Origin of the sequence: Gallibacterium genomosp. 1 (assembly GCF_001678575.1) — a bacterium.
Taxonomy (GTDB): domain Bacteria; phylum Pseudomonadota; class Gammaproteobacteria; order Enterobacterales; family Pasteurellaceae; genus Gallibacterium.
The window spans coordinates 1-14,158 of record NZ_JTJP01000042.1 but is presented as its reverse complement, the minus strand read 5'-3'; the positions used below and the strand labels follow the sequence as shown (position 1 = coordinate 14,158).

Below are 14,158 nucleotides of genomic sequence, written 5' to 3'. Positions count from 1 at the left end.
CTCTCCTAAACCGGCATTAATTGCTTCGCCGATACCTTTTAATGCTTGTTCTGCATCCTCACCCTGAGCAATAAAGCATAAACGTTGACCTTTAGTTGTACCTAAACCGACAACTTTCATTAAACTTTTCGCATTCACAAAACCGGTATCTCGATCAATATTTTTCACTTGGATCGTTGATTTATATTTTTTCACTTCATTGATAAGCACTGCTGATGGGCGAGCGTGAAGACCGTGTTCATTTTTGATAGTAAAAGTAGCTTCCAATTGCCCCTCTGTGGCAGATGCTGTTGATGTAGCAGATGCCGTTGTGTTAGCAGTAGCAGGAACTTCTTCAACTTTGCCTTGCAATGCTGCAACAACTTGTGTGGCAGAGCCGTTGAGTAACTGTTGTTGGCATTGCGGATCAAGTAGATTTGCTAGCAGATTTTCAATTTTGTCATCTACGTTGGCGATCGTAATCAAACCGGCAACGGTTTTATTATTGTTTTGGAACGGCTGTTTTGGACGAGCAAATGCAATCGCATTTTTTTGATTACCGTTGAGGCTGTCGTTCACCCATAAACCGTTGCCTAAAGGTAAAGCGGCGGAAGCGATAACCTCAGTCACAAATTGATTGTCAACTGCTTTAGCTTGTTGCAGATTACCGGCATTGATAGCAGTTAACGTTAATAAGCTGGTGGTGTCGATATTGAGAGAAACCAAAGTTTCATCAACGATATTACCATTATCACCGTTAAAGAGTGCGATAAACTCTTGTGCATCGGTTGTTTTTGCGAGTTTTTCAGCAATATCTTCATCGCCGAGTAAATGCGTTAATTGGCGTAAAATCGCAAGATGTTCGTCTGATTTGGCAGCGATACCTATTACTAAATAAGCAATATTGTCATCGCTCCATTTTACGCCGTTAGGAAATTGGAAGATTTGTACACCGGTCTGTTTTACCAAATGACGGGTATCCAGTGTGCCGTGAGGAATCGCAATACCATTCCCTAAAAATGTTGAAGTTTGTTGTTCACGAGCAAGCATACCTTGCAAATAACCCTCTTCAACCAGCCCTTTTTCGACAAAGGCTTGGGCAACAGCAGTAATCGCTTGTTGTTTATCATCGGCTTGCGCCGCAAGATGGATGTCGTTTTCAACGAGATTAAACACGAGGGACTCCTTAGATTGTTAGTGGCTGAAAATAAAATCGCACAATTTTAACCCAATTTATTTTATTTGGTGAAAAAATTATGAAGAAAAAGACTATTTTTTGATTAAAAAGGGTATTTTTAAAAGGTTGCTAAACCGTTTTAGATATTTAGCAATAAGAAAAAGAGATAAAAAATCGGGAAGCTTTGATGCTTCCCGATTTATTAAAAAGTTTAGGTATCTCATTTAGATAAATAGGCTTCCCCATAAGAAACCGAATAGAACGGATAAGGAAATGGCAATTACCCCCGGAATAATGAATGGGTGGTTAAAGACAAATTTACCGATACGGGTTGAACCGGTATCATCCATTTCTACCGCAGCAATTAAAGTTGGGTAAGTCGGCAATACGAATAAGGCGGAAACTGCCGCAAATGCTGCAATAGCAGAAAGAGGAGAAACGCCTAATAGAATGGCTGTCGGATAAAGTGCTTTAGCAGTAGCAGCTTGTGAATAAAGCAATGTACTTGCGAAGAATAAGATCACGGCAAACATCCAAGGGTAGTTTTGCAATAAATCAGCAGACACGGTTTTGATTTCTTCAATGTGACCACCAACGAAAGTGTTTCCTAACCAAGCAACACCCATTACACAGATTGAGGCGGACATACCGGATTTGAAAGTTGCAGCAGAGGTAATTTTGCTGATGTCGATTTTACAGAAAATCACGATCAACGCAGCAGCACCTAACATAAAGCTGATAATGGCTTCGTTACGCGGTAAAACCGGATTATCAACTAAACCAACGGTTTTACTGATCAATGTTGCATAGAACATCACGATGATAACGGTCGCTAAGAAGATGGCAACGGAACGTTTTGCGTAAGGCTGTATCTCAATTTGAGATTCACCACGCAATTTAATTAATCCGGCTGCTAAACGGCGTTGATACTCTTCATCATCTTTTAAATCTTTTCCTAAGAAGTTACAGATAAATGCGGTAATCATACAGGCTGCGAACGTAGTAGGAATCCAGATTGCCAATAATTCGATATAACCAATCCCATAATTTTTTTCGATTTCTCCAGCAAGATAAACAACAGCAGCAGAAATTGGCGATGCTGTAATAGCAATCTGTGAAGCAACAGTAGTAATGGACAATGGACGAGAAGGTCTAATACCTTGTTCTTTCGCTACTTCAGCCACCACTGGAAGAATTGAAAATGCAGTGTGACCTGTACCAGCACAAACAGTCATAAAGTAACCTACTGCCGGTGCAAGGAAAGTGATATGTTTAGGATGTTTACGAAGAACGTGCTCCGCCCATTTAACTAAGAAATCCATACCACCTGCGACCTGCATAGCAGCAATTGCCATAATAACAGACATAATGATAGAAATAACATCAAATGGAATTTCACCCGGTGTTAAGCCTAACAACGCTAATGCAACAACACCTAAACCGCCAGCAAAACCGATTCCTATTCCACCAAGGCGAGTACCTAAAAATATAAAGAAAAGTACAACTAAAAATTGTAACCAGATCATATAAGTTCCTTATTTAATTTTATGATTTACACACAACAAATAAGCGTTAATTAAGATTAACGCTTTGTGGTTAATGATTTTATCAGTTTTTATATCGATATTGTTGAGCTAGATCTAAATAATGATGTTATTACACCGTTTCACGAGAGTGACAGATTGATTTTTCTTCAGGAATTGTTTTTATCCAAAAGAAAAAACACCAATATTCGATCAATAGTAAAGCAATAATCGCAATTTTACCGAAGAGATTAGGGGAAAAATAAAAAGAGAGTGCCATCATTATAGTTGAAATCAACAGAATGGAACGTTTGGCACGTTTGGTTAATGCGCGTTGTTCATTAAATGTTTTGAGGTATTTATGATAAATCTGCGTTTGTTTAAACCATTGCTCTAATCGAGGGGAACTTTTTCCGAAGAAAAAGAGGGTGCAGAGTAAAAAAGGTGTGGTCGGTAAAACCGGCAAGAAAGCGCCGAGAATGCCGAGAGCCAAGCAAGTAAAGCCAAGAGCGATATAAATATAACGTAACATCAATCTTTCCATTGTTGAGAATTATTCTTAATAAGATAGCAGTTTTTGTATAGAAAAGAAATGATGAAGGCAAGAAAATGATCTGCTCGCTGATTAATCACACTGCTCAATTAATCAGTCGATGCAGATCGAATATTGTGGTTAGTATTCTAATTTCGGTAGGGCTTGATTATCAATAACATCCTGATCTACAACGACTTTCTTTAATCCTTCTAAAGAAGGAAGATCGTACATTGTATCGAGCAGCACGCCTTCGACGATGGAACGTAATCCTCTAGCACCGGTTTTACGTGCCAGTGCTTTTTTAGCAATGGCGGTTAATGCTTCCGGAGTGAATTCCAACTCCACATTTTCCAGTGTAAATAGCGCTTGATATTGTTTGATTAAGGCATTTTTCGGCACAGTTAAAATGCGAATTAATGCTTCTTCGTCCAATTCAGCCAATGAGGCTACAACCGGCAAACGACCGACAAATTCAGGAATTAAACCGAATTTAATTAAATCTTCAGTTTCGACTTGCGCGAACAATTCACCGATATCGTGCTCTTTCTCTTTGCTTTGTACATTGGCATTAAAACCGATTCCACGATCTTTGTGGGTGCGTTTTTCAATGATTTTATCCAAACCGGAGAATGCACCGCCACAAATAAACAGAATTTTTGAGGTATCCACTTTCAAAAACTCTTGCTGTGGGTGTTTGCGCCCGCCTTGAGGCGGAACGGAGGCAATTGTGCCTTCAATCAGTTTTAATAACGCTTGTTGCACACCTTCACCGGAAACATCGCGGGTAATGGAAGGGTTTTCAGATTTACGAGTAATTTTATCGATTTCATCAATATAAATAATACCCTGTTCCGCTTTTTCCGTATCGTAATCGCAATTTTGCAATAACCGCTGGATAATATTTTCCACATCCTCACCGACATAACCGGCTTCAGTCAATGTAGTAGCATCGGCAATGGCGAAAGGCACATTAATTTGGCGAGCTAATGTTTGCGCCAATAATGTTTTCCCGCTTCCGGTCGGACCGATAAGCAAAATGTTACTTTTGCCTAATTCAACATCAAGATCGGTTTCATTGTTGCGTAAACGTTTGTAATGGTTATAAACAGCAACGGAAAGGATTTTTTTCGCCTGATCTTGTCCAATGACATAATCATCCAAATGTGCGCGAATTTGGTGAGGAGTAGGCAATTTTTCAAGCGGTTTTTCCTGTTCTTGCTCTTTTTGATGTTTATTGGCTTCTTCCATTAATAAATCGTGGCACGTTTCCACACATTCATTGCAAATATAACCGGATACACCGGCGATTAATTTGCCGACTTCGTGTTTTTCTTTGCCACAAAGTGAGCAGTAAAATTTTTCGTTGTTTTCTGGTTTATCTGACATAAATTTCTCACTTATAGTTGGCGATGAGTTAATACTTCATCAATTAAACCATATTCTTTAGCTGCCTGAGCAGACATAAAGTTATCACGATCAGTATCACGTTCTACAACTTCCAATGGTTGACCAGTATGGAAAGCAAGACGTTGATTTAAAGTATCTTTGATTTTAAGAATTTCCTGTGCGTGAATTTGAATATCCGATGCCTGACCACGATACCCACCTAAAGGTTGATGAATCATAATACGAGCATGCGGAAGAGCAAAACGTTTTCCTGCTGCACCACCCGCTAATAAAAATGCTCCCATAGAACAAGCTTGTCCCATACAAAGCGTACGAACATCAGGTTTAATAAATTGCATTGTGTCATAAATTGCCATTCCGGCAGTAACTACACCGCCGGGTGAGTTGATATAAAGATTAATATCTTCATCAGGATTTTCCGCTTCAAGGAATAATAATTGAGCAACAATTAAGTTAGCCATATTATCCTCTACTTGACCGTTAAGAAAAATCACACGTTCTTTAAGCAAGCGAGAATAAATATCGAAAGCACGTTCACCACGAGCAGTTTGTTCGACAACCATTGGAACTAATGCCATATTTTCTCCTATTTTGTAGCTAGTCTTTTTAATCGTAAAAAGAATAGAAAAAGTGCGGTATAGATTAACCGCACTTGATGAATGTAGAATAATTTTGTGTTATAGCGCTATTTTCAAATAGTGCTATAGCACTATTCATTATGCACGAGGAGTGTTCATAATGTCGTCAAAAGATTTTTCAACTTCTGACACTTGCGCTTTAGCAAGAATTGCATCAACAGCTTGATCTTCTAATACAACGTTACGGATGTTGTTGGAAAGTTCTTTATTGCTACTGTAATAATTAATCACTTCTTCAGGTTGCTCATAAGCAGAAGCAATACTTGCGATCATTGATTTAACACGATCTTCATCTACTTTTAAGTCATTACCGGAGATAACTTTGCTAAGTAATAAACCGACTTTAACACGACGTTTAGCCTGTTCTTCAAAGATTTCACGTGGTAATTCAAGCGCTTGTTTAGCATTACCACCAAAACGTTGTGCTGCTTGTTGACGTAATACATTGATTTCTTCATCAACCGCTGCATTCGGAACATCGATATTATTTTGCTCAAGCAAACCATCAAGAACTTGCTGTTTGATGTTTGCAGTTACTGCATTATCAAGTTCACGTTGCATATTTTTTTCAATTTCTGCACGAAGATCAGCTACAGTTTTGGTATTTGGTCCGAATTTAGCCACAAACTCATCTGTTAATTCAGGAAGTACCATTTTTTCTACTTTTTTCAAGGTAATAGCAAATTTAGCAGGTTTACCTTTTAAATTTTCAGCGTGATATTCGGCTGGGAAAGTTACATCGATGTCAAATTGTTCACCAGCTTTATGACCTACAATCCCATCCTCAAACCCCGGAATCATACGTCCCTGTCCCATAAAGAGAACGAAGTCGTTCGCTTTTCCACCTTCAAATTCTTCGCCATCAATAGAACCAACGAAATCTAAAGTTACGCGACTGTCAGCAGTCGCTGCTTCATTTGTTTCTTCCCAAGTTGCTTGTTGTTTACGTAATGTATCAACCATTTTATCAATATCTGCTTCATTGATTTTTACAACTGGCTTTTCAACTTTGATATTTTCTAAACCTTTGATTTCTATTTCAGGATAAACTTCAAAAGTTGCAGAGAAAGTTAAATCTTCACCAACCTTGTATTTTTCCGGTGCAAAAGTTGGACGGCTTGCCAAATTGATTTTTTCCTGCATTACTGCATCAAAAAAGTGACGCTGCATTACATCACCTAAAACATCCTGACGGGCAGAAGCGCCAAAGCGTTTTTCAATGATGCTTGGCGGCACTTTACCTTTACGGAAACCATCAATACGAGCAGTTTTAGCTACTCTTTTTAATTCTTCACGAACAGCTTGTTCGATCTCGTCTGCCGGTACAGTAATGCTAATACGGCGTTCTAATCCTTGAGTTGTTTCTACTGAAATTTGCATTTATGCTACCTCAAAAAAATAATTGTACTCGGCACTTTCTATTGCTACCGAACACGCAAAAAATACCTATTATTTAAAAGTAATACAAGCGTATTAAAAAGAACGCCCGATTATAGCCTATTCATTGGTAATATGTCGAGAAAGCGAACGATAAAAACGGATAGTTGTTTATTGTTCACTCAATTTAATTGCTTTTACTTCTTCCCTTGTGCTAAATAATTTAATTTTAAGCTCACATCAGATAACAAGAACATCTTATAGATCGTTGACAAACCTTCAATGACTTATTTTTCTATCTACATTAGGGCGGATGACAGAGAACAATAGAAGATATTTGTAATATTGGAGTATTTTTAATTTGAGATTTTTATTAAATCAAAGACCCAGTTTTGAACTAGGTCTTTATCATTATTTTTAATCTTTATTAAAACTAAATTTAGTTTTTATTAAAGAAGATACTCCGCTGCTTTCACAACAATTTTCACCGCATTTTCTTCTGTCGCTTTCATTGTTGCCTCATTAGGAATTTCCTGTTGTGTGCGGTTAACAATTGCACCTGCAACCATACCAGCTCGTAACCCTAACGCTGAACACATTGTAAACAGCGTTGCCGATTCCATTTCAAAATTCATTACATTAAGTTCCTGCCACTGTTTCAAAGAGCCAGCAAACTTACGCCAAACTTTACCGCTATAAGTGTCATAACGCTCTTGCCCAGGATAGAAAGTATCCGATGAAGCCGTAATGCCGACATAAGTTTTGTTCGGATTTAACTCTTGTGCTGCACGATAAAGTGCTGTGGTACATTCAAAATTCGCCACTGCTGGATACTCTAACGGCGCAAAGTGTTGGCTTGCGCCATCCAAACGTACCGCACCGGTTGTGATCAGAACATCACCGACATTAATATGCGGTTGAATCGCTCCCGTTGTGCCGATACGTAAAAAGGTACGCACACCAAGCTGTGCCAACTCTTCAACAGCAATGGATACCGATGGGCCGCCAATACCGGTAGAACAAACAACCACGGCTTTACCGTGCAAATAGCCTAGCCACGAAGTAAATTCACGTGTAGATACTAAAAATTTAGGATTATCCAACAGCTTGGCAATAACCGGTACTCTTTCTGGTGCTCCCGGCACAATTGCAAGAGTAGCCCCATCTAAATCAGTTTTCTTTAAACCCAAATGGAACACATCAGACATACAGCCTCCTTATCTTATTTTTGTACGTTATGGTTTTATATCTCGGAGAATAGGATTTTGCATTGAGATCAAAGTTTCAGTTGATTGGATCTCATCAATTAGTTGAATTTTCGTTGCCAACACGTGATGCAATTCTTCGATAGTATGTGTCATCACCTTGATAAATATTGAATAATTTCCGGTTGTGTAATAAGCCTCTACCACTTCATCAAAATCTTTCAGCTTTGCGATCACTTTTTCATAATCTTTTGCACTTTTCAGGATAATGCCGATAAAACAACAAACATCATAGCCTAAACGTCTTTCATTAATTTTGACTTTTGTACCTTCAATAATGCCGGACTGTCGCATTTTTTCGACTCTAACGTGAATAGTTCCCGGACTGACACCGAAATTTTTCGCCATTTCCGCATACGGAGTACGAGCGTCTTGCGTTAACACACGTAAAATCTGTTGATCTAAATGATCAATATTGGTAACTGGTTGCATATTCAGCCTTATAAGTAATGAAATAATTAGATAATATATAATTTATCGATATGAAAAATAAATTTCTTCTAATGGTAAGAGAGTTACTAATTTGTTTCAAGGCAAAATCCATTTTTTTATCATTCTTCCAATAAAAATGTGAAGCAGATCAAAATTTCAAGCTAAATCAAAGAGATTTAACTGTCTAACTCGTTGTGGTAAATCCCCACTTAATCCGGTTGCTTGCTGAATAAATTGTTGCTTAATCGGCGAGAGTTGATTGGTTAATGATAACCCCACCCCTCGTATCAATTTTTTTAACGGTTGCTCACCGGCAAAAAGATCTTTAAAACCCTGCATTGCTGTCAATATTTTTAATGCCTCCGCCTTACGCCAACGTTCATAATGACGTAAATGACGATAACTGCCGATATCTTTATCCTGTGCTAAATGTTTATCCACCTCTTCCGCCAATGCCAACGCATCCATAAACCCTAAATTCACGCCTAAACCGGCAAGAGGATGAATAGTATGTGCCGCATCGCCAACCAAAGCAATACGCTGTGAGGCAAATTGTCGAGCAAATCGTGCTGTAAGTGGATAAACACTACGTTGCGTTACCAGCTTGCATAACCCCAATCTATTATCAAACGCTGTAGTTAAATAGCGATTAAACTGTTGCGGATCACAACTCGCCATCGCCTCTGCTTGTGCCGGATCCTGCGACCAAACAATCGAACTTAAATGAGGCTGATGTAACGGCAAAAAGGCTAAAATGGCATCCGGAGAGAAAATTTGGCGGCAAATTTGTTGATGCGGTTCCTCCGTTTCCACATTACACACTAAAGCCGAATGTTGATAATCACGGAAAACCAACGGAATATTCGCCTGTTGTCGCAACCACGAATTAGCACCATCCGCGCCAACCACCAATTTTGCGACTAAAATTTCACCGTTTTCCAAGCCTAAAATCGCATTGTCCTGATTGACGCCCAACGACACCGGTCTGCTCACAATCACTTCAGCATTTTCTTGAGCGACAACCGCTTGATATAACGCCTGGCGAATCAATTGGTTTTCCACAATATGCCCAAGATGTTCAACACCAAGCTGCTCGGTATTAAGCTCAATGCGTCCGAAACTGTCTTTTTCCCATACTTGCATTTCTGCATAGGCAGTTGCTCGCCACGCTTTTAACTGCTGCCAAACATCGAATTGTCGCAACATCGCTTCGGAAGAAAGATTTAATGCACTCACTCGATAACCGATATTCGATAAATCAAATACCGTATTATTCGCTTCAATCACAGCTATCGAACAAGCACTCTGTTTTAAAGCTTGTGCGAATGCCAAACCAACCATTCCGCCACCAATGACGACAATATCGAACGTTTTCATTAAATTCTTCCCAAAGTAGGTTGTACAAAACGATTTCGCAATAAAGCACAGCTGCTTAAACCAATTAAGCCTAAATTGCGCAAAATTTGTAACGGTAACAATGAATTACTAAAAATTTGCACTAAATTATCTGTTAAGCCAATAATGTGCTGTTGATCGGCAAGGCGCTGCTGCTGATACTGTTGCAACATTGCTGCCGAACCGATCTCATCTGCTTCCGCCACGATTTTCGCTAATGCAAAAACATCACGAATTCCTAAATTAAAGCCTTGCCCTGCCACAGGATGCAGTGTTTGTGCTGCATTTCCGACTAACGCAATACGATCTCCGACAAAAGATGTCGCCCGTTTTAACATTAATGGATAGGCATAACGGCGACTAACAGCCTGAAACGCACCTAACCGCCAACCGAACTGCTGTTGTAAATGTGATATGAATTGTTCGTCATTCATATTAAGTAGCTGTTCCGGCGCTTTCGTACAAAACACTAATGACATCATTTTGTCCGCTAACGGCAATAATGCAATTGGCCCTTGTGTCGTAAAGCGTTCAAAAGCTCGCCCGTTATGTGAGCTGGAAATTCTCACATTGGCAATGATCGCTGTTTGTTGGTAATTATGCACCGTTTCGGTGGCAATCTTTGCCAATTCAGCAATTTTTGAATCACTGCCATCCGCCGCCACAAGCAATTTTGCACTTAGTTGTTGTCCACTTTGTAATAATACGGAAATCTGTTGTTTTGATGTTTGTAACTCAACAATGCTATCCGGACAAATAAAATCAATATTCGGTCGAGCCTTTAACGCTTGGCTAAACATTAACCCCATTTCGCTTAATGGAACAACCGCACCGACTTGCGACAAATGCAACTCTTGAGCATTAATTTCGACAATGCCTGAATGGTGCTGTTCAGAAATATGCACCTGTTTAATCGGTTCGGCAAATGAACATATTTTATCCCACAATGAATAGTGGTCGGAAAAAGGAATTTTGGCTAACTTACGACAAGTCCCATCAGATAAAGCAACACAACGTGTATCAAATCCCACGCCTTGTTGTTCTTGCTGTAACCGTTTTTCAACCACAGCAATTTTTAATCGCTGCGCTGAAAAGTGGGATAACGCCAAGGCAAGCGTTAAGCCATTCATTGCACCGCCACCAATGATCAAGTCGTAGTGTTGTTGCATAATTAATCCTTGCTAGCTGCCATTAAGGCTTCGATTTCATCTATCTCTTTCGGCACTGCTACGGTCAACACCTTGTTGCCATAGTCGGTAATCAGTAGATCATCCTCAATACGAACGCCAATGCCTCGATAAGCCGGTGGAATATCTTCTGCATTAGGAATATACAACCCCGGTTCAACCGTCACAACCATTCCGGGCGCCAATGTTCTGCTACGATTTTCACCATATTCTCCGACATCGTGAACATCCAATCCGAGCCAATGTCCCAAACCGTGCATATAAAAGCGTAAATAGGCTTTATCTGCGATTAACTGCTCTACCTCACCGGATAAAATGCCTAATTTAACCAAGCCTGCAACCTTAATTTTCAACACTTCATCATTTGCTTGCTTGATGGAGCTGCCATTAACCAACAATTCTATCGCTCGTTTTTGTGCGTCAAGCACAATTTGATAAACCTCTCGCTGTGCTTGACTGAATTTGCCGTTCACCGGGAAAGTTCTGCTAATATCGCCGGCATACATAGCAAATTCACAACCGGCATCAATTAACACTAAATCACCGTCCTGCATTAAGCGATCATTTTCTGTATAGTGCAAAATACAGGCATTATCACCGCTTGCAACAATCGATCCGAAAGATTCAGATCTCGCACCGAAACGGTTAAATTCGTGCAACAATTCGCTTGCCAATTCATATTCAAACCGCTGCGGACGAGCCTGTTTCATTGCACGCATATGTGCCAATGCTGAAATTTGCCCTGCTTGCTGCATTAAACGAATTTCGTTTTCTGACTTAAATAGACGCATTTCATCTAAAATTGGACGCCAGCAAATTTGTGTCAATGGTACGCGCAATCCCTGACGCTGTTTAGCACGCATTAAAGACAATGTCTGACGCACAACTTCATCACCCCAAGCCTGAACTTCTTGCGCATAATAGAGTGTTTGTGTGCCGTTTAATAACAACGGTAGTTGTTGTTGCAAATCTTCAATCGAAAAAGCAGCATCCAAATTCAGCTCTGTTGTAGCCCTCTCTACCCCCAAACGGCGTCCGTTCCAAGTTTCCATTAATGGATCGGACGGGCGCAAAAACAGCATAGCGTGCTGTTCGTTATTGCTCTTTTTCAACAATAACACTGAATCCGGTTCGTTAAATCCGGTTAAATACCAAAAGTAACTGTCTTGACGAAACGGGTAGGTAGTATCCGCATTCCGCTTACATTCCAAACTTGAAAACAGAATAAGTGCGCTGTTATCCGACATTTGTTCCAACACGCGTTGACGACGTTGCTGAAACTCCTCTTTCGGCATCTCTGCCATATAACTTAAATCCATAAAATTGTTCCTTAATGCACAGTTCGGTGCATTGTTGCCTGAGCCTGACCAAAATGGGAATAAAACAACATTGCAATCGTTCTTAAATACTCAACAATCTCTTCGAAAGCCTGTTCCAACCCCTCTTCATCATCACCGTCTTCATAACCTAGCTGACAAATATCACGTAAATCCGATATTGCCTCAACAATATCCGCTTGTTTTTCTTGCTGTAAATTCGGTTGAGCTAAACCTAAGCCGAGCAAAAAGTGATTACTCCATTCGCTGAGTGCATTGATATTTTGGAAAACATCGCCTGACTCGCCTAAATCAAGATCAAACTCAAATTCTGTAATATCCGCTAAATTTTTATGTAGTGTTTGATAAAGTTCGGTGATTTTTGTTAATAATTGGATGGGATACGCGTGATCGTCATTAGTGAATTTATAAAGCAATGTTTTCCAACTTTCATCTTTAATGCCACCGCAGATAAATCCGCTTAAAAGACCGTGTAATTCTACGCCATTTAGGGCAATGCCCGCCTGTTTTAATTCATTGCTCAGTTGTTGAGCTGTTATTGCAACCATTCTATGTTCCATCTAATTGTAAATGTTGTCATTCTATCACCAACCTTATATATCCACCAATAATCTATGACGAAACTTATTTGCTATGGCATAATACCGCCATTTCTATAATTTTATTATTTATCTAAGAGGTCTTTTATGTCTAAAAATATTGATTTGTATATTTTTGGTCAAAATCTGCGTTTAAGCTGCCCGGAAGATCAACAACAGGCATTAAGAGAAGCAGCTGAGGTTTTAGAAAAAAAGGTTTCTGAATTAAAAAATCGCACCGGAATTATTCAATTGGATAAAGCGCTCACTATTGTTGGTTTAAATTTATGCTATGAATTATTAACTCAGCAACAGCAAAATTCTGAACGAGAATATTTAATCAACAATAAAATTGAACAAATAGAACATTCTTTAAGCACTATTTTATCTAATATGCCTACCAGAAAATAAAATCTGATTTAAAACAAGAAATTCTAATCTCTGACTAGGCAAATTAAAAAATTTAAGGTACTATTATTCTCAACCTGGGGTGTTCGACAATGGGTTACGTCCCTGAGCCGATACTGATATTTTTTAGAGTTGGTTACCTACAGTCGGTGAGCATGCTTGTTATCAAGAAGCCTAATGATTGTAAGACTGACTCCCTTGAACCGTAGGGTTCAAGGACCGATCACCCACACCGGCACCTTGGGTTTCTAATTAAATTGAAACAAACAATGACTCTTCAATCCTCTATTGATATATCTGCAAATAAATCATATCAACGACAACAGTTGAGAAGGTTTATTCGTCAAAGACGTTCCTCATTAACTTTACAACAACAGACAATGGCTGAACAGAAAGTTGCAAAAGTTGCTATGGATTTTCTAGCGCCTTTAAACGTAAAAAATATTGCAGTTTATTTATCTTTTGATGGGGAAATCTCAACAAATCAGTTAATTGAAACATTATGGCGGCAAGGCTATCATCTCTATTTGCCGGTTTTACATCCTTTTAGTGAAGGAAATCTCTTATTTCTTTCTTACACGCCAACAACAAAACTTGTTAAAAATAAATTTAATATTCTTGAACCGGAATTAGATGTCAGACAAGTTTTACCCCCTGATCGATTGGATATTATTTTTACCCCTTTAGTCGCTTTTGATCTGAAAAAAAATCGTCTTGGAATGGGAGGCGGTTTTTATGATAGAACTCTTGAAAATTGGCAAAATAAACCTTTTCTACCGATAGGATTAGCTCACCATTGCCAACAAGTTGAACATATTCCGACCGAAGATTGGGATATGCCTTTATTTGAAATTTTAGCCGTTTAATTCATTTCTTAATTTTCTATCCAAATAAAAAAGCCATACAAGCGACAATGATCT

Annotated in this window: 13 protein-coding genes, 1 other RNA gene and 1 pseudogene; 3 read left to right on the top strand and 12 right to left on the bottom strand. The window is 39.1% G+C overall.

Going from position 1 to position 14,158, the window contains the following annotated elements; genetic code table 11:
* From fruB to QV04_RS08105, 12 genes and pseudogenes are all read right to left on the bottom strand, one after another.
* A pseudogene (gene fruB, locus QV04_RS08160) lies at positions 1-1,155 on the bottom strand (fused PTS fructose transporter subunit IIA/HPr protein); the annotation flags it as partial.
* Positions 1,156-1,380: 225 nt separating this feature from the next.
* Positions 1,381-2,682, bottom strand: coding sequence for an anaerobic C4-dicarboxylate transporter (locus tag QV04_RS08155; protein ID WP_039087704.1), 1,302 nt, complete (start codon positions 2,680-2,682; stop codon positions 1,381-1,383).
* A 130-nt stretch (positions 2,683-2,812) separates the two neighbouring features.
* Complete coding sequence (locus QV04_RS08150; protein WP_013745611.1) at positions 2,813-3,211, bottom strand: YbaN family protein; 399 nt, start codon at positions 3,209-3,211, stop codon at positions 2,813-2,815.
* Positions 3,212-3,352: 141 nt separating this feature from the next.
* Positions 3,353-4,600 (bottom strand): ATP-dependent protease ATP-binding subunit ClpX, encoded by a 1,248-nt coding sequence (clpX, locus tag QV04_RS08145; RefSeq protein ID WP_013745610.1) that lies wholly within the window; start codon positions 4,598-4,600, stop codon positions 3,353-3,355.
* Positions 4,601-4,611: 11 nt separating this feature from the next.
* Complete coding sequence (clpP, locus tag QV04_RS08140) at positions 4,612-5,199, bottom strand: ATP-dependent Clp endopeptidase proteolytic subunit ClpP (RefSeq protein WP_013745609.1); 588 nt, start codon at positions 5,197-5,199, stop codon at positions 4,612-4,614.
* Positions 5,200-5,337: 138 nt separating this feature from the next.
* Positions 5,338-6,639 (bottom strand): trigger factor, encoded by a 1,302-nt coding sequence (gene tig, locus QV04_RS08135; RefSeq protein ID WP_065230861.1) that lies wholly within the window; start codon positions 6,637-6,639, stop codon positions 5,338-5,340.
* 446 nt (positions 6,640-7,085) lie between these two features.
* Positions 7,086-7,844, bottom strand: coding sequence for a uridine phosphorylase (gene udp / locus QV04_RS08130; protein WP_065230862.1), 759 nt, complete (start codon positions 7,842-7,844; stop codon positions 7,086-7,088).
* Between the two features lie 27 nt (positions 7,845-7,871).
* Positions 7,872-8,333 (bottom strand): transcriptional regulator AsnC, encoded by a 462-nt coding sequence (asnC, locus tag QV04_RS08125; RefSeq protein ID WP_013745649.1) that lies wholly within the window; start codon positions 8,331-8,333, stop codon positions 7,872-7,874.
* A 156-nt stretch (positions 8,334-8,489) separates the two neighbouring features.
* Positions 8,490-9,710: an FAD-dependent monooxygenase gene (locus QV04_RS08120; protein WP_065230863.1), complete on the bottom strand. Its 1,221-nt coding sequence runs from the start codon at positions 9,708-9,710 to the stop codon at positions 8,490-8,492.
* Positions 9,710-10,897 (bottom strand): 2-octaprenyl-6-methoxyphenyl hydroxylase, encoded by a 1,188-nt coding sequence (ubiH, locus tag QV04_RS08115; protein ID WP_065230864.1) that lies wholly within the window; start codon positions 10,895-10,897, stop codon positions 9,710-9,712. Before ubiH ends, QV04_RS08120 begins: the two co-directional genes overlap by 1 nt.
* Positions 10,898-10,899: 2 nt before the next feature.
* Entirely contained in the window at positions 10,900-12,234 is a 1,335-nt protein-coding gene (pepP, locus tag QV04_RS08110) for a Xaa-Pro aminopeptidase (RefSeq protein ID WP_065233370.1), read from the bottom strand.
* Between the two features lie 11 nt (positions 12,235-12,245).
* A complete protein-coding gene (locus QV04_RS08105; protein WP_013745653.1) occupies positions 12,246-12,800 on the bottom strand; it encodes a UPF0149 family protein in 555 nt (184 codons plus the stop codon).
* Between the two features lie 138 nt (positions 12,801-12,938).
* On the opposite strand from QV04_RS08105, the gene QV04_RS08100 reads away from it, so the two are divergent.
* The 3 genes from QV04_RS08100 (at position 12,939) to QV04_RS08090 (ending at position 14,104) form a co-directional block, all read left to right on the top strand.
* Complete coding sequence (locus tag QV04_RS08100) at positions 12,939-13,241, top strand: cell division protein ZapA (protein ID WP_013745654.1); 303 nt, start codon at positions 12,939-12,941, stop codon at positions 13,239-13,241.
* Between the two features lie 68 nt (positions 13,242-13,309).
* Positions 13,310-13,489: non-coding RNA, 6S RNA (gene ssrS / locus QV04_RS08095), on the top strand.
* A gap of 18 nt (positions 13,490-13,507) precedes the next feature.
* Complete coding sequence (locus QV04_RS08090; protein WP_065230869.1) at positions 13,508-14,104, top strand: 5-formyltetrahydrofolate cyclo-ligase; 597 nt, start codon at positions 13,508-13,510, stop codon at positions 14,102-14,104.
* Positions 14,105-14,158: the final 54 nt, after the last annotated feature.